Below are 18,155 nucleotides of genomic sequence, written 5' to 3' on the forward strand. Positions count from 1 at the left end.
CGTAATGATTTAGCCTAGTTAAAGTTAGGCTTTGTCATCTCTGCCGATGCACGGTTTTTAGCCACTTGGCTACCTGCACCTTTAGCTTGGTAACGTTCGGTTTTGAACGGCGCTGCTGCAACCGTGATTTCGCGTAGCTCTTGAGGGCCAGGTGCTTTCGTCATCGGTGCGCTAGCGTTTAGCTTAGCAGCAACTTTAATGGCTTCGACTTTAGGCTCTGGTTTATCTACTGGCGCTTCGGCTACAATCTCTTTTGCTGCTTCAACGATAGGCTCTTCAGTAGGTGCCGTTTCTACAATGGCATCAACCGGTTCAGCATGTTCAGTTACAGGAGTTTCAACGATAGGCTCTACCGATGCTGTTTCTACTACTGCCGATTCAGCTTTTTCTGCGATTACTGTTTCAACAACAGGTGCTTCTACTACTGGAGCTTCCACTTTCGCTTCAACGGTTTCTTGAACCTTGTGTTCAACAACTGGCGCATCTGTTACGACAGGTTGCTCGCGACGAATAATCACTTTACCCATTGCCATTTCTGGACACGCAAAGCCACCTTGGATTGTAGGTACTGCTGCTACAGCTTCTTCCTTAACTCGCTCTTCCTTCTTAGGTGCTGGTTTCGGAATGTAACGTGGCATTACTTTACCCATAGCCATTTCAGGAGAAGCGACACCTCCCTTACGTAGGCGGAACGGGTTAGGGCGGCGATCACGGCCACGGCGACGACGCTGGCCGCTTGCACGCAGGTGACGTGGCGAACGACGATTACGACGTTGCTTAGATTCTGCTTGCTTGTTGTCTTGCTGTGCCTCTACCGCTGCTTCTGTTGGCTTTTCAACTTTAGCTTCAACCGTTTCTTGAGTCTTAACCGCTGTTTCTTCGGCTTTCTTCTCAATAGCTTCTTGGTCCTTAACGCGTACAGACTTGTTCAATTTGCGACGTTGGCGGCGCTCTTTCACTTTTTCTGCTTTCGCATTTTGCTGCTTCGGTTTGCTCTCTTCTGGTTTTGTTTCAGTACGAGCTTCCGCTGCTAGCTGCAGACCTTTTTCCGCTACTTTTGCGTTTGCTTTCTGCTCTTGGGCTTTATCTGCCTGTTGAGCTTTAGGTTTACGCTTTTGGTTACGGTTTTGCGGTTTATTTGTTTGTTGTTGAGCTTCGTTTTGCTCATTAGCCTGCTCATCACGAGGCTTACGACGACGTCGGTTATCGCGATTGTCGCGGTTATCACGATTATCACGCTGGTTGTTATTGCGACGACGATCGTTGCGATCACGTTTGTTACGTCGATTATCGCGATTTGGTTTTTTCTCTTCCTGAGGTTTCTGTTCTTCTTTTGTTTCTTCAGAACCACCGAATAGGAAGCTACCAAGTGCTTTAAACAGACGGCTGAACAATCCAGGTTTCTCTTCTTGTTCAACGTTTTGTTCTTTCTTCTTCGCCTCAGGAGCTGGTTTAGCTGCTGGTGCAGGTGCGGTTTGAGACGGAGCAGCAAAGCCTTTAAGAACTGGCTCTTCAATTCGTTTTGGTTTTACGTCAACTTCCGCTGGCTCTTTACCTTCTGCTTCTTTCATTGCTTCCAGTTTCTTAGGAAGTAAGTAAGAAATCAGATCGAACTCTTCGCCTTCACGAACACGGATAACTTCAAAGTGCGGTGTTTCCATATCAGAGTTAGGAACAACCGTAATTTTCACTTCTTGAATGCGTTCGATATGGTTTACTGAACGACGTTTTTCGTTCAGTAAGTAAGAGGCGATTGGCACAGGTACGACTGCAAGTACTTGTGCTGTGTTGTCTTTTAGCGCTTCCTCTTCAATTAAACGAAGTACAGAAAGTGCTAGAGATTCGTTGTCGCGAACGACACCAGTTCCGCTACAGCGAGGACAGATGTGATGGCTTGCTTCTGCAAGAGAAGGGCTCAAGCGCTGGCGTGACATCTCCAACAAACCAAAGCGAGAAATACGACCGATTTGTACACGAGCGCGATCAAGACGAACGGCTTCACGTAGACGGTTTTCTACTTCTCGTTGGTGACGAACTGGGGTCATATCGATAAAGTCGATAACCACTAAGCCACCCAAGTCACGTAGACGTAATTGGCGAGCAATTTCGTCGGCTGCTTCTAGGTTCGTGTTTAGAGCTGTTTCTTCAATATCGCCGCCCTTGGTTGCACGAGCAGAGTTGATATCGATAGACGTTAGTGCTTCAGTCGGGTCAATAACAATAGAACCACCAGATGGCAGACGCACTTCACGTTGGAAAGCCGATTCAATTTGGCTTTCGATTTGGTAGTGGCTGAATAGTGGAACTTCGCCTTCATATTTCTTAACGCGGTTAAGGAAATCAGGGCGCACCAATTGAATGTGCTCTTTTGCACGTTCGTAGATGGTGTTGCTATCAATTAAGATTTCGCCAATATCACGACGCAAATAGTCACGGATTGCACGAACGATAACGTTACTTTCTTGGTGGATTAAGAATGGAGCAGGGTTAGAGTCCGCTGCACCTTTGATTGCACCCCAGTGGTTAAGTAGTACATTCAAATCCCACTCAAGCTCTTCAGCACTCTTGCCAACGCCAGCAGTACGTACGATTAGGCCCATGCCCTGAGGCAGTTCCAAAGTACTTAATGCGGCTTTTAGTTGAGTACGCTCGTCACCTTCGATTCGACGAGAAATACCGCCAGCACGAGGGTTGTTAGGCATCAGAACAAGGTAACTACCAGCAAGAGAAATGAAAGTAGTAAGAGCTGCGCCCTTGCTTCCACGTTCTTCTTTTTCCACTTGAACGATAACTTCTTGGCCTTCCGTTAGCACTTCTTTGATGCTTGGACGACCTTGGTAGGTGTAACCTTCAGGGAAATATTCGCGGGCAATTTCTTTGAGAGGGAGGAAACCGTGACGCTCGGCGCCGTAATCAACAAATGCGGCTTCTAAGCTTGGTTCGATACGTGTGATACGTCCTTTGTAGATATTCGCTTTTTTAGATTCATGACCTGGACTCTCGATATCAAGATCGAAAAGTCGCTGGCCATCAACCAGAGCGACACGCAACTCTTCTTTTTGAGTTGCGTTAATTAACATTCTTTTCATTGAAAATTCTCGTTGTCTTTTCTTTTATATCTTTCTTGTCGACTTGCCACTGTTTTTTCGCTCTTTCACGGTGCCTGATCCCATGGCTTGTATTTTGCAGCCTCCCGGCTGGAAGGGGATGCTCTCGGGCACTTCAGTCATCACAAGCCTCTTGTGGTTTCTGTTGGAAACGTAGACTTGTGACCCGCTATTTGGGCGGTAGGTACTCAACGTGAATATGCGAGGAGTAGGGTGGCAAGAGTGTTGAATTCGATGTGTCTCACGCCAATGCTGCACTCGACCTTCAACGATCTACTCACATTGCTTGAGGATAAATGATTGGTAATGAATAAAATGTAACCAAACCTTCCTTAGCAGCTGTGAACTATAGCAGTGCGCGTGGCTATCAGCAATCTGCTTTCACGCAAACGATAGAAAATTTGCCGCTAAACTCAAAATTTCTATTTTATAACTGGCTGTTTCATAAGCAATTGAGATGTGCAAACTGTTCAAGACAGAAAACAAATTGAGAACTTGATTGAGAGTTTTAATAATTTAAACAAAAGCTTGGCGAAATTTAGACCAGTATGTGCCACCGAGTGTTTCTTTTACGACAAGAATAATGTGAAGTCGCACGAAATTGAGTTTACAATACCGCCCATGAACGAAATAAGAACAAAAGTCCAGTTCGTCGACATCGACGAAGATATGGCGGGTCAGCGCATTGATAATTTTTTGCGCAACCAATTAAAAGACATTCCTAAAAGCATGATTTACCGAATTGTGCGTAAGGGCGAAGTGCGCGTAAATAAAAAGCGTATAAAAGCAGAGTACAAGTTAAAAGCAGGCGATCTCGTTCGTATTCCACCGGTGACCGTCGAGAAAAAAGATGACGATGTCGCACCAAGTACGAAACTTAACAAAGTCGCTGAGTTGGAAAATATGATTATCTTCGAAGATGACCATATGTTGATTCTAAACAAACCATCTGGCACCGCTGTGCATGGTGGCAGTGGTTTAAAGTTTGGTGCGATTGAAGCGCTTAGGGCTCTGCGTCCTCAAGCTCGCTTTCTTGAACTTGTGCATCGTATTGACCGTGATACTTCAGGGATTTTGCTGGTTGCTAAAAAGCGTTCTGCACTTCGTCACTTGCAAGCCCAGTTTCGTGAAAAGACAGTAAAGAAGTTTTACTTAGCTCTTGTCATGGGGCAATGGAAAAGCAGTTGTAAGGTTGTGAACGCGCCACTGCTCAAAAACGAAGTGAACAGTATTGTTCGTGTTAACCCTAATGGTAAGCCGTCAGAAACGCGTTTTAAGATTTTGGAAAAGTTCGAACAAGCTACATTGATTCAGGCGAGTCCGATTACTGGTCGAACTCACCAAATACGAGTTCATACGCAATACACTGGTCACCCAATCGCTTGGGATGATCGCTACGGTGATCGTCGCTTTGATGCTTACACAGGTCAAGTTGGTTTAGATCGTTTGTTCCTACACGCGGCAAACATCAAGTTCCAACACCCATCAAATGATGAGTGGATGGAAATCAACGCACCGATGGAACCGAAACTAGAAAAAGTGTTGGCGGGTTTAAGAAACGCGTAACCATGTTTTCCTCGCGGATGCAAAAGGGAGCCCGTGGCTCCCTTTTATCGTATTTGGGTTAAAGGACATCGAGTCCTTGAAAATTCAACATATCAATCAAATCAATCAATGGTAGTCCGACAAGTGTGTTCGGGTCTTTACCGACTAATTTCGTAAACAAGCAAATTCCCATGCCTTCGCTTTTAAAGCTGCCTGCGCAGTAAAAAGGTTCTTCCCTGTCGACGTAGCGTTCGATTTGTTCAAGCGTTAAATCTCTAAAGTGCACCTCGAAAGAATCAAAGCCGACTTCTGTATGGTTTGTCACGGTGTTATGTACCGCAAGACCAGTATAGAAAGTGATGACTTTTCCACTTTGAGCCAAAAGTTGATTTATCGCGTTATCTCTATTTAAAGGCTTGCCAACGATTTCACCATTAATGACACAAACTTGGTCACTGCCGATAACTAAACTTGCTTTATCCGTCTGGCAAGATATTGCTTTCTCTTGGGCCAGTCTCTGCACAAGTTCAGTTGGCGTTTCTTGGTCAAAAGGTGTTTCATCGCAATCAGGTGGTAAACAAACGAATGGTAGTGAGAGCTTTTCAAGCAGTTGTTTACGAAAAGGGGAAGTTGAGGCTAAAACCAGTTGGTAATTTTTCATTTTGAATTACAATTCGTGGGAGCATTTCCAATAGGATAATCGATCAAAAATGATTCTGGCTAATGCTCTGTATGTTAAGCGTAAAAAAGTACAACTTTTTTGCCTTTTTCTTTGACTAATTTTGATTTGGAAGATAATATTCGCGCCCTATGCAAAAGGTAAAAATACCGCGAACGGTTGACCCAGCTAAAGCTGCACAGAAACGATTGGATTACGATGGCATCATCCAAGCTAGTCTTTTCAAGCGCTTAGTGGAAACAACTGAAGGCGTAAAACGCGACGCAGAAGTCTCATTGTCATTTGGGATGGATGAACAGCGACTCGTTGTTATCTCTGGTAAAGCTAACATCGAAGTCGATTTAGAGTGTCAGCGTTGTAATGAGGTATTCGCACATGAGTGCGAAGTTGAATTCCTTTCTACTCCTTACTACGGTGAGAAAACAGAACAGGAAGCACCAGAAATTTATGATTTGGTAGATCTAAATGAATATGGTGAATTAGACCTCATACAACTTGTTGAAGACGAGTTCATCTTAGCATTACCTCAAATTGCGATGCACGATGAAGCGGATTGTAGCGTTGATTCAAATAACATGGTTTTTGGTGAGATTCCTGAAGAAATTGAGGAAGAAAAACCGAATCCATTCGACGTTTTGAAAAGTCTGAAAAAGTAATAGGTGTGGTAGCCGATTCTTCTTCAGGTTTTTAACCCAATAGTATAGGAGTAGGGTCAATGGCCGTACAGAAAAACCGTAAAACTCGTTCTAAGCGCGGTATGCGTCGTTCACACGATGCGCTAACTACAGCTGCTCTATCTGTAGACGCGACTTCTGGTGAAACTCACCTACGCCACAACGTAACTGCTGAAGGTTACTACCGTGGTCAAAAGGTTATCAACAAGTAAGGTTGAACCTTTGCAAAGTATTACCGTTGCACTTGATGCAATGGGCGGGGATTTCGGTCCACGCGTAACAGTGCCTGCCGCCGTGCAGGCACTGTCTCATTTCCCAGAGCTAAAAGTGATTCTTATTGGTGATCAATCTCTGATCACGTCTCAATTATCTCAACTCGGTACCTCGACCAGTTCCCGCTTGACTATTCTTCACAGCGAGAAAGTTATCTCGAACTCAGAAAAACCTTCATTGGCGTTACGTAATAGCCAAAATAGTTCTATGCGTATGGCTATCGATTTGGTTTCTGAGCAGAAAGCGGATGCTTGTGTTAGTGGTGGCAACACCGGTGCATTAATGGCACTATCGCGTTTCATTCTTAAGTTACTTCCTGGCATTGAACGTCCTGCTTTAGTTTCCGCTTTACCGACGATTACCGGAAAGCGTACTTGGATGCTGGATCTGGGGGCGAATGTATCGTGCGATGCTGATAGCTTGTTCCAATTTGCTGTAATGGGCAGTGCATTAGCTGAAGAACACTTGGGTCGTCCTCCTCGCGTTGCTGTACTCAATATTGGCGCAGAAGAGATTAAAGGTAACGATTTAGTCAAACGTTGCGCAGAAATGCTTTCTCAGACCGATGCGATTAACTTTGTCGGTTATATTGAAGGTAATCAAATTTTGCATGATGTTGCTGACGTCATTGTTTGTGATGGATTTGTCGGCAACGTATGCTTAAAAGCCAGTGAGGGAACAGCTCAACTTTTTATCGAAAAAATTAAAACCAGCATAATGGCATCAACGATAAAGGGTTGGATAGCTAGAAAGTTGTTTTCTAGGCTGTTTAATGAACTAAAAACACTGAACCCCGACCAGTATAACGGCGCAAGTTTGCTAGGATTGCGCGGCATTGTCATAAAAAGCCATGGAAGTGCGGATGTATCTGCGATTGTCAATGCACTTGGCGAGGCAGTACACGAGGTCAAACGACAAGTACCAAGCCGTATTAGCGATCGTTTGGAAGCGGTTTTACTCGAGAGGCATTATTAGTCTTCATGTATAGCAAAATTTTAGGTACTGGCAGCTACCTGCCATCTCAGGTGCGTACAAACGCAGATCTAGAGAAAATGGTAGATACAAGTGATGAGTGGATCGTTGCTCGCACGGGTATTAAAGAGCGTCGAATTGCTGCAGAAAACGAAACTGTAGCAGACATGGCATTCTACGCAGCTGAAAACGCTATCGATATGGCGGGTATTGATAAAAACGATATCGACCTGATTATCGTAGCCACAACGAGCAGTAGCCATACTTTCCCTTCATCTGCGTGTCAGGTGCAGGCAAAGCTTGGCATTAAAGGTTGTCCAGCTTTTGACTTAGCCGCTGCTTGTTCTGGTTTTGTGTACGCATTATCTGTTGCAGACCAACATATCAAATCTGGTATGTGCAAAAACGTACTTGTGATTGGTTCAGATGCTTTGTCTAAAACGTGTGATCCGACAGACCGTTCAACCATCATCCTATTTGGTGATGGTGCCGGAGCCGTTGTCGTAGGCGCTAGCCAAGAGCCTGGCATTATCTCTACCCACATATACTCGGATGGTCAATTCGGAGAGCTTCTAAGCCTACCTGTACCTGTGCGGGGGCAAGATGCGGATAAATGGCTTCATATGGCTGGGAACGAAGTATTCAAAGTCGCTGTCACTCAGCTATCGAAACTAGTAAAAGATACGCTTGAAGCCAACAACATGCATAAGTCTGAACTAGACTGGCTAGTGCCGCACCAAGCGAACTACCGCATTATTTCAGCGACAGCGAAGAAACTTTCGATGTCACTAGACCAAGTCGTGATTACACTTGATAAACACGGCAACACATCAGCTGCTACTGTGCCAACAGCACTAGATGAAGCGGTACGTGATGGTCGTATTAAACGCGGTCAAACTCTGCTTCTTGAAGCGTTTGGCGGCGGATTCACTTGGGGCTCGGCCCTTGTGAAGTTCTAAGTTTCACAAGAATTCAAAATTTAAGGTGCACTTGGTGCATCTTATTTCTTTTTACTTTGCTTAAAGGAAAACAACATGAGCAAGTTTGCTATCGTATTTCCAGGTCAAGGTTCTCAAGCTGTAGGTATGCTTGCAGAACTAGGCGAACAATATGACGTAGTAAAACAAACATTTGCAGAAGCATCTGACGCACTAGGTTACGATCTATGGGCGCTTGTTCAAAATGGACCTGCAGAAGATTTAAACGAGACTTTCCGTACTCAACCAGCTTTGCTAGCTTCATCTGTTGCAATCTGGCGTGTATGGCAGGAACTTGGCTTAGAGCAACCAGCCAACCTAGCTGGTCACAGCCTAGGTGAGTACTCAGCACTTGTATGTGCGGGTGTTATTGACTTTAAAGAAGCCATCAAGCTGGTTGAATTACGTGGTCAACTTATGCAAGAAGCAGTACCAGCTGGTACTGGCGCAATGTACGCGATTATCGGTTTGGCTGATGATGCGATTGCAAAAGCGTGTGAAGACGCAGCGCAAGGCGAAGTGGTCTCTCCAGTAAACTTTAACTCGCCTGGCCAAGTCGTTATCGCTGGTAGCAAAGACGCAGTAGAGCGAGCTGGTGCGCTATGTAAAGAAGCTGGTGCGAAGCGTGCGCTTCCTCTTCCTGTTTCAGTACCTTCACACTGTGCACTTATGAAGCCAGCAGCGGAAAAACTTGCTGTAGCTCTTGAGTCTATCGAATTTAACTCACCACAGCTGCCAGTTATCAACAACGTTGATGTGGTTGCTGAGACAGATCCTGCAAAAATCAAAGATGCGCTTGTTCGTCAGCTACATAGCCCAGTTCGTTGGACTGAAACAGTTGAACTGATGCACGAACAAGGCGTAGAAAATCTTCTTGAGCTTGGCCCTGGTAAAGTTTTAACAGGTCTAACAAAACGTATCGTGAAAACGCTAACTGCAGCAGCAGTGAATGATATCGCATCGCTAGACGCTGCGAAGTAATCCATCAAGCGATAAATTTGCGATAAGAAAAGGAAACACAACATGATGAATCTAGAAGGTAAGATCGCGCTAGTTACCGGCGCAAGCCGTGGTATTGGCCGCGCGATCGCGGAACTTCTTGTCGAGCGAGGTGCTACGGTTATCGGTACTGCTACTTCTGAAAGTGGTGCGGCTGCTATCAGCGAGTATCTTGGTGATAACGGTAAAGGCTTAGCGCTTAACGTGACTGATGTCGAGTCTATCGAAGCGACATTAAAAACGATCAACGAAGAATTTGGTGTGATCGATATTCTGGTGAATAACGCTGGTATTACTCGTGACAACCTATTGATGCGCATGAAAGATGATGAGTGGAACGACATCATCGATACCAACCTAACGCCTATCTACCGCATGTCTAAAGCGGTTTTACGCGGTATGATGAAAAAACGTGCGGGTCGTATCATCAACGTAGGCTCTGTTGTTGGTACCATGGGTAATGCTGGTCAAACTAACTACGCAGCAGCGAAAGCGGGCGTGATTGGTTTTACTAAATCAATGGCTCGTGAAGTTGCGTCTCGTGGTGTAACAGTGAACACTGTTGCTCCTGGTTTCATCGAAACTGACATGACTAAGGCGCTAAATGATGACCAACGTGCGGCAACTTTGTCGAACGTGCCAGCAGGTCGTTTAGGTGACCCACGTGAAATTGCATCAGCAGTAGTTTTCCTTGCTTCTCCTGAAGCAGCGTACATTACTGGTGAAACTTTGCATGTAAATGGTGGCATGTACATGGTTTAATGCGACAGTTTATGCAAAATAAGCTATTTTACATTGTGAAAAATAGCCTATAGTTGCAGTTAACTGTCATGAACTTGTCATGCTTATGCGCAAGATTTGTGCATGATTTAAGTCAAAAATGTATTGAAATTCGGTTAAATTCGCTAATTTTGTGGTTTGACCAGCAAGGACCCCCTTGCAACTTTCAATAGTTCGAATAAACTACGGAATCATCGCATTAGGCGAAATCTGTAAAGGAAAAGAAAAATGAGCAACATCGAAGAACGCGTAAAGAAAATCATTGTTGAACAGCTAGGTGTAGACGAAGCAGAAGTTAAAAACGAAGCTTCTTTCGTTGACGATCTAGGTGCTGATTCTCTAGACACTGTAGAACTAGTTATGGCTCTAGAAGAGGAATTCGACACTGAGATTCCTGACGAAGAAGCTGAGAAGATCACTACTGTTCAAGCTGCAATCGACTACGTAAACAGCGCTCAGTAATTAGCTCTCCCAGGCGGTCTCCTAGACCGCCTGTGTTCTTTCTAACTTCTTCTATCCTCTCATAGAAATATTCAATTCCCGGAGAATTATATCGTGTCCAAGCGTCGTGTAGTTGTCACTGGCATGGGTATGTTGTCACCGGTAGGCAACACAGTAGAATCATCTTGGAAAGCCCTGCTAGAAGGTCAAAGTGGTATCGTAAATATCGAGCACTTTGATACTACGAACTTCTCAACTCGTTTTGCAGGTCTTGTTAAAGATTTCGATTGCACAGAGTACATGTCTAAAAAAGATGCTCGTAAGATGGACCTTTTCATCCAGTACGGCATTGCAGCGGGTATTCAAGCTCTTGATAACTCTGGCTTACAAATTACCGAAGAAAATGCGGCTCGAGTTGGTGTTGCTATCGGCTCAGGCATTGGCGGTCTTGACCTTATCGAAACTGGCCATACTGCATTAGTAGACAAAGGCCCTCGCAAAGTTAGCCCATTTTTTGTTCCTTCGACCATTGTAAACATGGTTGCAGGTAACCTATCTATCATGCGTGGTCTTCGTGGTCCAAATATCGCGATTTCTACCGCATGTACTACTGGCCTGCATAATATCGGCCATGCAGCACGTATGATTGCCTACGGCGATGCAGATGCGATGGTTGCTGGTGGTGCAGAAAAAGCTTCTACGCCTCTTGGCATGGCTGGCTTTGGTGCAGCTAAAGCGCTATCTACTCGTAATGAAGAGCCTCAAAAAGCGTCTCGCCCATGGGATAAAGGCCGTGATGGTTTTGTTCTAGGTGATGGTGCTGGCATGATGGTGCTTGAAGAGTACGAACACGCAAAAGCACGTGGCGCGAAGATTTACGCAGAACTGGTTGGTTTTGGTATGTCTGGTGATGCTTACCACATGACATCTCCAAGCGAAGACGGCTCTGGTGGTGCACTTGCGATGGAAGCGGCGATGCGTGACGCTAACATCACAGGTACTCAAGTAGGTTATGTGAATGCTCACGGTACTTCTACTCCAGCTGGTGATGTTGCAGAAATCAAAGGCGTGAAACGTGCTCTTGGTGAAGAAGGTGCGAAGCAAGTTCTTGTGTCTTCAACTAAGTCGATGACGGGTCACCTATTAGGTGCTGCTGGCTCTGTTGAAGCAATTATCACGGTTATGTCTTTGGTTGACCAAATTGTTCCGCCAACCATTAACCTTGATGATCCAGAAGAAGGTCTAGACATCGACCTTGTGCCGCATACAGCGCGCAAAGTTGAAGGTATGGAGTACGCTATCTGTAACTCGTTTGGCTTTGGTGGTACAAACGGTTCTTTGATCTTCAAGAAGTTCGCTGAGTAACACTATCTAACCTAATTTAGATAAGCGAAACTTGTATTCTAACGGCTCGATGCTTAGCATTGAGCCGTTTTGTTTTATTTGTTGTCTGCTAATTTGAAGGTACGTGAATGTTTTGGGTAAATGGAGTTCCGCAAACGCATGTAGAGCTAGGTGATCGCTCATTCCAATACGGTGATGGAGGCTTTACCACCATCCTGACCCAAAATGGAGAGTTGGTTTACTGGCAGGAACATACTGAGCGCATGAGTGCTTGCCTTGACGCTTTGAAGATCTCTTCACCTGACTGGAAAGTTGTGCATGATTGGGCAAGCAAAGCGGTTTTATCTGACGCACGAGCGGGGGTGAAGATTCACGTTAGCCGCGGTATTGGCGGGCGAGGGTATAGCCCTAATGGGATTGAAAGCCCTATCGTGACGATTTCCAATTTTGCGTTTCCTTCTCATTATTCATCTTGGCAAGAACAAGGTGTGGACTTGGGCGTTTGTAATACTCGTCTAGGGATTCAACCTTTACTTGCGGGACATAAGCACAATAACCGTTTAGAGCAGATTCTCGCCAAGGCTGAAATCGACAATACAGAGTTTGCAGATGCAATAACGTTAAATGTGCAAAACCATGTCATTGAAACTACAATGGCCAACCTTTTTTGGGTTAAAGGTAATAAAGTATTTACGCCGGAGCTGACCTTATCAGGCGTTACGGGCGTAATGCGTCGTAAGGTGCTTGAGTTACTTAAAGTAAGTCATATTGAAGTCATCGAGGGGCGTTTTATACTTCCAGATTTGCTGAGTGCTGACGAGGCTTTCATGTGTAACTCAATATTAGGTGTCGCACCTATTCGCAGCATAGTGACATCGAACTCTAAGACTATATTTCCGATAGGAAAATTGACTCAACGACTGCAAGGGAATTTAACTACGTGATTAAAAAACTGTTGGCTTTTGTTGTGCTGATCGCAGTGATAGGCGCAGCAGCTGTTTTTTATATAATTTCACAGGCTAAACAATACGTTGAAAAGCCTATTCTATTGGAACAACCTCAGCTGTTTACTGTAGAAAGTGGTACAAGCTTTCATCATGTCATGCGCGCCTTAGTTGAAGATGAGGTGATTGAAACATCGGAGTACATCCGTTTAATTCCTCACTTATATCCAGAATTGTTGCAAGTGCGAGCGGGTACTTACCAACTTGAGCCTGGTATGTCACTTTCGCAAACATTGGAGCATCTGAATACTGGAAAAGAATACCAGTTTGCGATCACTTTTGTTGAAGGCAGCCGCTTTTCTGAATGGGTAGATCAACTAAAAAGTGCTCCTTATTTAAAGCATGATTTAACCGATCTTTCAGAAAAAGAAATGGCTGCGAAGCTCGGAATTGAGAGAGAAAAGCTAGAAGGGTTGTTTTTAGCAGAAACCTACCATTACACAGCGGGTGCGAGTGAAAGCCAGTTATTAAAACGAGCGCATCGAAAACTCAATAAAATACTCGACGCTAGCTGGGAAGCTCGTCAAGAAAAGCTGCCATTACAGGATAAATATGAAGCCTTGATTCTCGCGTCTATCATCGAGAAAGAGACGGCTATTGATTCTGAGCGTGAGCGCGTCGCTTCTGTGTTTATCAACCGATTGAACAAACGTATGCGGTTACAAACTGATCCGACAGTTATTTATGGTATGGGTGACGCCTACGATGGCAACATTCGTAAGAAAGATTTGCGTACGCCGACACCATATAACACCTATACCATCAATGGTTTGCCACCAACACCGATTGCGATGGCTGGTGAAGCTTCCATTGAAGCGGCTTTGAATCCAGAAAGCAGCAACTATTTATATTTTGTAGCAAGTGGAAAGGGCGGACATGTATTCTCGAAATCCCTTGCTGAGCACAACCGTGCTGTTCGTGCCTATTTAAGAGAACTAAGAAAGAACAAATGATGAAAGCAAACTTTATTGTCGTTGAAGGCCTAGAAGGCGCGGGTAAAAGCACTGCGATTAAAACCGTTTTAGATACGCTAAAAGCGGCCGGTATTGAGGATATCGTAAATACCCGTGAGCCAGGAGGCACACCGCTAGCAGAAAAAATGCGCGCTCTGGTGAAAGAAGAGCACGAAGGCGAAGAACTTAAGGACATGACGGAGTTGCTTCTTCTGTACGCTGCACGTGTTCAGTTGGTTGAGAACGTGATCAAACCAGCTTTGGAAAACGGTCAGTGGGTGGTTGGTGACCGACACGATATGTCGTCGCAAGCTTATCAAGGTGGTGGCCGTCAGATTGACGCATCGTTAATGAAAAATCTCCGGGATACAACGCTTGGTGATTTTAAACCTGCTCTTACTCTCTATATGGACATTGACCCTCGTGTTGGGCTTGAGCGTGCGCGTGGGCGTGGTGAGTTAGATCGTATAGAGAAGATGGATATTAGTTTCTTCGAGCGTACACGTGAGCGTTATTTGGAGATTGCTCATGCCGATCCTTCCATCGTTATCATTAACGCAGAACAGACGATTGAAGGCGTGTCGCGTGATATTCGGGACGCTCTAAACGAGTGGCTAGCTCGTCAATAAGTGAAATGTAAATTTAGGTGACTCATGTTAAATGATTATCCATGGCTACAGCCAATATGGGATAACCTCAAAGTAGGGTTAGAGTCGGACAGAATACCAGGTGCGCTTTTATTACAAAGCGATCAGGGCTTAGGCATCGAAAAACTTATCGAGTTTTTTAGCCAAGCGCTTCTTTGCCAAAATTACGCGAGTGAAGCATGCGGTTTTTGTCATAGCTGCCAGCTAAATCAATCTCAAAACCACCCTGATTTACACTGGATCAAGCCAGAGAAAGAAGGAAAGGCGATAACGGTGGACCAAATTCGCGCTTGTAACCGTCTTGCTCAGGAATCATCTCAGCTTAATGGTTACCGCCTATTTGTAATAGAACCGGCGGACTCTATGAACGAGTCGGCATCGAATGCGCTGTTAAAGACGCTAGAAGAGCCTGGGGCAAAGTGCTTGTTTTTGCTCGTTACCCACAATCAGGAGCGTCTGCTCCCAACGATTCGTAGCCGTTGCCAACACTGGGTTGTTGCGCCTCCGTCAGCGGAACAAGCGATGCAATGGATGCACGAACAAGGGGCGAAGCAAGTTCCTGCTTATGCCTTAAAACTGAATATGGGCTCTCCAATAAAAACATTGGATGCGTTAAATAATGGTGAGCTCGAAGCTTACTTGGCTTTTGAACGCAGTTTTATTAAGGCAATGTCTTCGCCTGTTTCAGACGTTTCTGAGTGTGCTTCTTTAATCGCTAAACACTCAGAGCAATCACTAGACTGGGCATGGTATTTACTGACAGATGCTCAGAAAGCGCAGTTTGGTGTATCAGAAGCTCAAATGCTTCCGGGCGCGACAAAGTTTCAACCGGACAACTATAACGGTTTGTACTCATCAGCGAAGGCGCTGATGAACCTGAAAGCTCAGGTGCAAGCCTTTCCTGGCCTGAACCTTGAGCTACTATCAATGAATTGGTTAATTGAATCACGAGAGGCATTATGTTCGTAGATTCTCATTGTCATTTAGACAAATTGAATTACGACGATCTCCACATCAATGTGGAAGACGTTATTAACAAAGCTAAACAAGCAAACGTAACTGAGCTACTTTCTGTTGGAGTAACGCTGGATTCTTTCCCGAAAATGATGGAAATGATCGAGCCTTATGACAATGTTTATGCTTCGTGCGGTGTGCACCCACTTGATGTTGAAAGCGACTTTTCGATGGACGTATTGCGCCACCATGCGTCGAATGCAAAAGTCGTCGCTATTGGCGAAACGGGTTTAGATTATCATTACAAGCCCGAAACGGCCGCGTTACAGAAAGAGCGCTTTGAGCAACACGTTGATCTTGCAGTGGAGCTCAACAAACCTTTAATTATCCATACCAGAAACGCACGTGCGGATACTCTAGATATTTTGCGTAAGGGTGGGGCAGAGAAATGTGGTGGTGTTATCCATTGTTTTACAGAAGATCTTCCATTTGCTGAAGCTGCACTGGAGCTGGGGTTTTATATTTCTATCTCGGGGATTGTTACTTTCCGTCAAGCTACAGAGTTAAAAGAAGTGGTGAAGACTCTACCTTTAGAGAAGCTTCTTATTGAGACAGATTCTCCTTACTTGGCTCCTGTCCCTCATCGTGGCAAAGAGAATCAACCCGCTTACGTTGTCGAAGTCGCTTCTTATATTGCGCAACTCAAATCGTGCTCTCTTTCTGAAGTGGCACAAAAAACCACCGAAAACTTCCGAAATCTTTTTTTGCGATGAAAAAATAATAAGAGCATAAAAAAGGAGCTTAGGCTCCTTTTTTGTTGATAAAAACAACAGATACGCTCACGAGTTTAATGTTTACTAAAAATGTTGATTTAATAACATTCAAAAATCACAAATGTAATTTTGTTACTAAAAATAACATTGAGGCGTATTTTATTTACGCCTTAAAATTAATTATATAAATAATTAATTCTTTATAAAACAGTAATATAAGTGCAATGCAAACCTTTTCATCGGCTGTTTTTGGGTGTGATCCAAGACTTGTTTTGAAACTAAATTTCGTAACTGTGTGGAAAGTTTGAGGGTCATCAATATATATTTAGAGCCGGAAAATATAATGCAGTTGTGGTTACATTTTCATTGGGTGCTAACCTTTAGGCTACGGGGGTGTGCCGTTAGTGCCCAAATAATACTTATAAATTTATCAGGAGCATAAACATGTTTAAGAACCTTTTTGCTAACCTGCAAAAAGTTGGTAAGGCTCTGATGCTTCCAGTATCAGTTTTACCAGTTGCAGGTATTTTATTAGGTGTGGGTGCTGCCCATCTAAGCTTTATTCCAGAGATCGTTTCTAATCTTATGGAACAAGCTGGTGGTTCAGTATTCGGCCAAATGGCACTTCTATTTGCAGTAGGTGTAGCTCTAGGCTTCACTAACAACGACGGTGTTGCAGGTCTTGCAGCTATCGTTGGTTACGGCATCATGACGGCAACGCTAGGTGTAATGGCGGGCGTTATGGGTGTTGAGAAAATCGATACAGGTGTACTAGGTGGTATCCTTGTCGGTGGTGTGGCTGCTTGGGCATTCAACCGTTTCTTCAAAATCCAACTTCCAGAGTACCTTGGCTTCTTCGCTGGTAAGCGCGCAGTGCCAATCATCACTGGTTTTGCTGCGATCATCCTAGGTGTTATCCTTTCTGTTATCTGGCCACCAATTGGCGGTGCAATTTCTGCATTCTCTGATTGGGCTGCACACCAAAACCCACAGCTAGCATTCGGTATCTACGGTGTTGTTGAGCGTTCTCTAATCCCATTCGGTCTACACCACGTATGGAACGTACCGTTCTTCTTCGAAGCAGGTTCTTGTGTTAACGCTGCCGGTGAAGCTCAAAATGGTGTACTAACTTGTTACCTAGTTGCTGATGAAGCATCTCGTGCTGCTGGTAATGGCTTCGGTCAGCTAGCGGGTGGTTACATGTTCAAGATGTTCGGTCTACCAGCTGCAGCAATCGCAATTGCTCATTGTGCTAAACCAGAAAACCGTGCAAAAGTAATGGGTATCATGGCGTCAGCTGCACTGACTTCATTCCTAACTGGTATTACTGAGCCAATCGAATTCTCATTCCTATTCGTTGCTCCACTACTATACGGTATCCACGCTCTACTAGCTGGTTCTGCATACATCGTTTCGAACACTCTAGGCTTTGTACACGGTACTTCTTTCTCTCACGGTCTGATCGACTTCCTAGTTCTATCTGGTAACGCTCAGAAGATGGTGCTAATGATTGCCGTTGGTCTAGTTTACGCAGTAATTTACTACGTAGTGTTCCGTGGTGTAATCACAGCGCTTGACCTAAAAACACCTGGCCGTGAAGATGAAACGGAAAGTGCAGCTGTAACTTCTGGCTCTGATATGGGCGGTGAACTGGTTGCAGCGTTTGGCGGTAAAGCTAACATTACTGGTCTAGATGCATGTATCACACGTCTACGTGTAGCAGTTGCAGATACAGCAGCTGTTGACCAAGACAAGCTAAAACAACTAGGCGCTGCTGGTGTTGTAGTTGTAGCTGGTGGTGTACAGGCTATCTTCGGTACTAAGTCTGATAACCTAAAAACTGAAATGGATGAGTGGATTCGTAACCACGGTTAATCGCAGTCATTCATAGTAATGCATAAAAGGAGGCTTCGGCCTCCTTTTTTAGTTCCTATTTTATTAACTGACAGTTCCTTTTTAGTGTGATCCTAAACTCATCTTTACTTTTGTCAGCTTTTTCATACATCGAGCTTACCCATCGTTGACATATTGAT

Annotated in this window: 17 protein-coding genes; 15 read left to right on the forward strand and 2 right to left on the reverse strand. The window is 44.6% G+C overall.

What is annotated here, in order from left to right; genetic code table 11:
- Window positions 1–14: 14 nt before the first annotated feature.
- Window positions 15–3,089, reverse strand: coding sequence for a ribonuclease E (gene rne / locus R7Z49_RS10035; protein WP_042523100.1), 3,075 nt, complete (start codon window positions 3,087–3,089; stop codon window positions 15–17).
- A gap of 639 nt (window positions 3,090–3,728) precedes the next feature.
- Here rne and rluC point away from each other — a divergent pair.
- Window positions 3,729–4,673 carry a 23S rRNA pseudouridine(955/2504/2580) synthase RluC gene (gene rluC / locus R7Z49_RS10040; protein ID WP_021033985.1) on the forward strand — a complete coding sequence of 315 codons (945 nt, stop codon included), beginning with the start codon at window positions 3,729–3,731 and terminating at the stop codon, window positions 4,671–4,673.
- Between the two features lie 58 nt (window positions 4,674–4,731).
- Here the strand turns inward: rluC and R7Z49_RS10045 are convergent, their stop codons facing one another.
- Entirely contained in the window at window positions 4,732–5,313 is a 582-nt protein-coding gene (locus R7Z49_RS10045; protein ID WP_318111600.1) for a nucleoside triphosphate pyrophosphatase, read from the reverse strand.
- A gap of 149 nt (window positions 5,314–5,462) precedes the next feature.
- On the opposite strand from R7Z49_RS10045, the gene yceD reads away from it, so the two are divergent.
- From yceD to ptsG, 14 genes are all read left to right on the forward strand, one after another.
- Entirely contained in the window at window positions 5,463–5,987 is a 525-nt protein-coding gene (gene yceD / locus R7Z49_RS10050; RefSeq protein ID WP_005387307.1) for a 23S rRNA accumulation protein YceD, read from the forward strand.
- Between the two features lie 59 nt (window positions 5,988–6,046).
- Window positions 6,047–6,217: a 50S ribosomal protein L32 gene (gene rpmF / locus R7Z49_RS10055; protein WP_005396978.1), complete on the forward strand. Its 171-nt coding sequence runs from the start codon at window positions 6,047–6,049 to the stop codon at window positions 6,215–6,217.
- A 10-nt stretch (window positions 6,218–6,227) separates the two neighbouring features.
- Window positions 6,228–7,253, forward strand: coding sequence for a phosphate acyltransferase PlsX (plsX, locus tag R7Z49_RS10060; protein ID WP_017633846.1), 1,026 nt, complete (start codon window positions 6,228–6,230; stop codon window positions 7,251–7,253).
- A 5-nt stretch (window positions 7,254–7,258) separates the two neighbouring features.
- A complete protein-coding gene (locus R7Z49_RS10065; RefSeq protein WP_017821385.1) occupies window positions 7,259–8,209 on the forward strand; it encodes a beta-ketoacyl-ACP synthase III in 951 nt (316 codons plus the stop codon).
- A 75-nt stretch (window positions 8,210–8,284) separates the two neighbouring features.
- A complete protein-coding gene (gene fabD / locus R7Z49_RS10070) occupies window positions 8,285–9,208 on the forward strand; it encodes an ACP S-malonyltransferase (RefSeq protein WP_005387313.1) in 924 nt (307 codons plus the stop codon).
- A 45-nt stretch (window positions 9,209–9,253) separates the two neighbouring features.
- The gene (gene fabG, locus R7Z49_RS10075) at window positions 9,254–9,988 is read left to right on the forward strand and encodes a 3-oxoacyl-ACP reductase FabG (protein WP_031781117.1); all 735 of its coding nucleotides are present in this window, start codon (window positions 9,254–9,256) and stop codon (window positions 9,986–9,988) included.
- Window positions 9,989–10,234: 246 nt separating this feature from the next.
- Window positions 10,235–10,468, forward strand: a complete 234-nt coding sequence (acpP, locus tag R7Z49_RS10080; RefSeq protein WP_004406112.1) for an acyl carrier protein — start codon at window positions 10,235–10,237, stop codon at window positions 10,466–10,468.
- A gap of 93 nt (window positions 10,469–10,561) precedes the next feature.
- Window positions 10,562–11,812, forward strand: a complete 1,251-nt coding sequence (fabF, locus tag R7Z49_RS10085; RefSeq protein WP_005372948.1) for a beta-ketoacyl-ACP synthase II — start codon at window positions 10,562–10,564, stop codon at window positions 11,810–11,812.
- 107 nt (window positions 11,813–11,919) lie between these two features.
- On the forward strand, window positions 11,920–12,735 hold the full coding sequence (pabC, locus tag R7Z49_RS10090; protein ID WP_065274708.1) for an aminodeoxychorismate lyase: 816 nt from the start codon (window positions 11,920–11,922) through the stop codon (window positions 12,733–12,735).
- Window positions 12,732–13,748, forward strand: coding sequence for an endolytic transglycosylase MltG (mltG, locus tag R7Z49_RS10095; RefSeq protein WP_005372950.1), 1,017 nt, complete (start codon window positions 12,732–12,734; stop codon window positions 13,746–13,748). The genes pabC and mltG overlap by 4 nt, the downstream gene beginning before the upstream one ends.
- Window positions 13,745–14,377, forward strand: coding sequence for a dTMP kinase (gene tmk, locus R7Z49_RS10100; protein ID WP_005387350.1), 633 nt, complete (start codon window positions 13,745–13,747; stop codon window positions 14,375–14,377). The genes mltG and tmk overlap by 4 nt, the downstream gene beginning before the upstream one ends.
- Window positions 14,378–14,401: 24 nt before the next feature.
- Window positions 14,402–15,364 carry a DNA polymerase III subunit delta' gene (locus R7Z49_RS10105; protein WP_033905742.1) on the forward strand — a complete coding sequence of 321 codons (963 nt, stop codon included), beginning with the start codon at window positions 14,402–14,404 and terminating at the stop codon, window positions 15,362–15,364.
- Entirely contained in the window at window positions 15,355–16,122 is a 768-nt protein-coding gene (locus tag R7Z49_RS10110; protein WP_005372957.1) for a TatD family hydrolase, read from the forward strand. Before R7Z49_RS10105 ends, R7Z49_RS10110 begins: the two co-directional genes overlap by 10 nt.
- Before the next feature lie 444 nt (window positions 16,123–16,566).
- The gene (ptsG, locus tag R7Z49_RS10115) at window positions 16,567–17,997 is read left to right on the forward strand and encodes a PTS glucose transporter subunit IIBC (protein WP_005372959.1); all 1,431 of its coding nucleotides are present in this window, start codon (window positions 16,567–16,569) and stop codon (window positions 17,995–17,997) included.
- The last annotated feature ends 158 nt before the right edge of the window (window positions 17,998–18,155 follow it).

It is taken from the genome of Vibrio sp. 1562, from assembly GCF_033340155.1.
Classification (GTDB): Bacteria; Pseudomonadota; Gammaproteobacteria; order Enterobacterales; family Vibrionaceae; genus Vibrio; species Vibrio alginolyticus.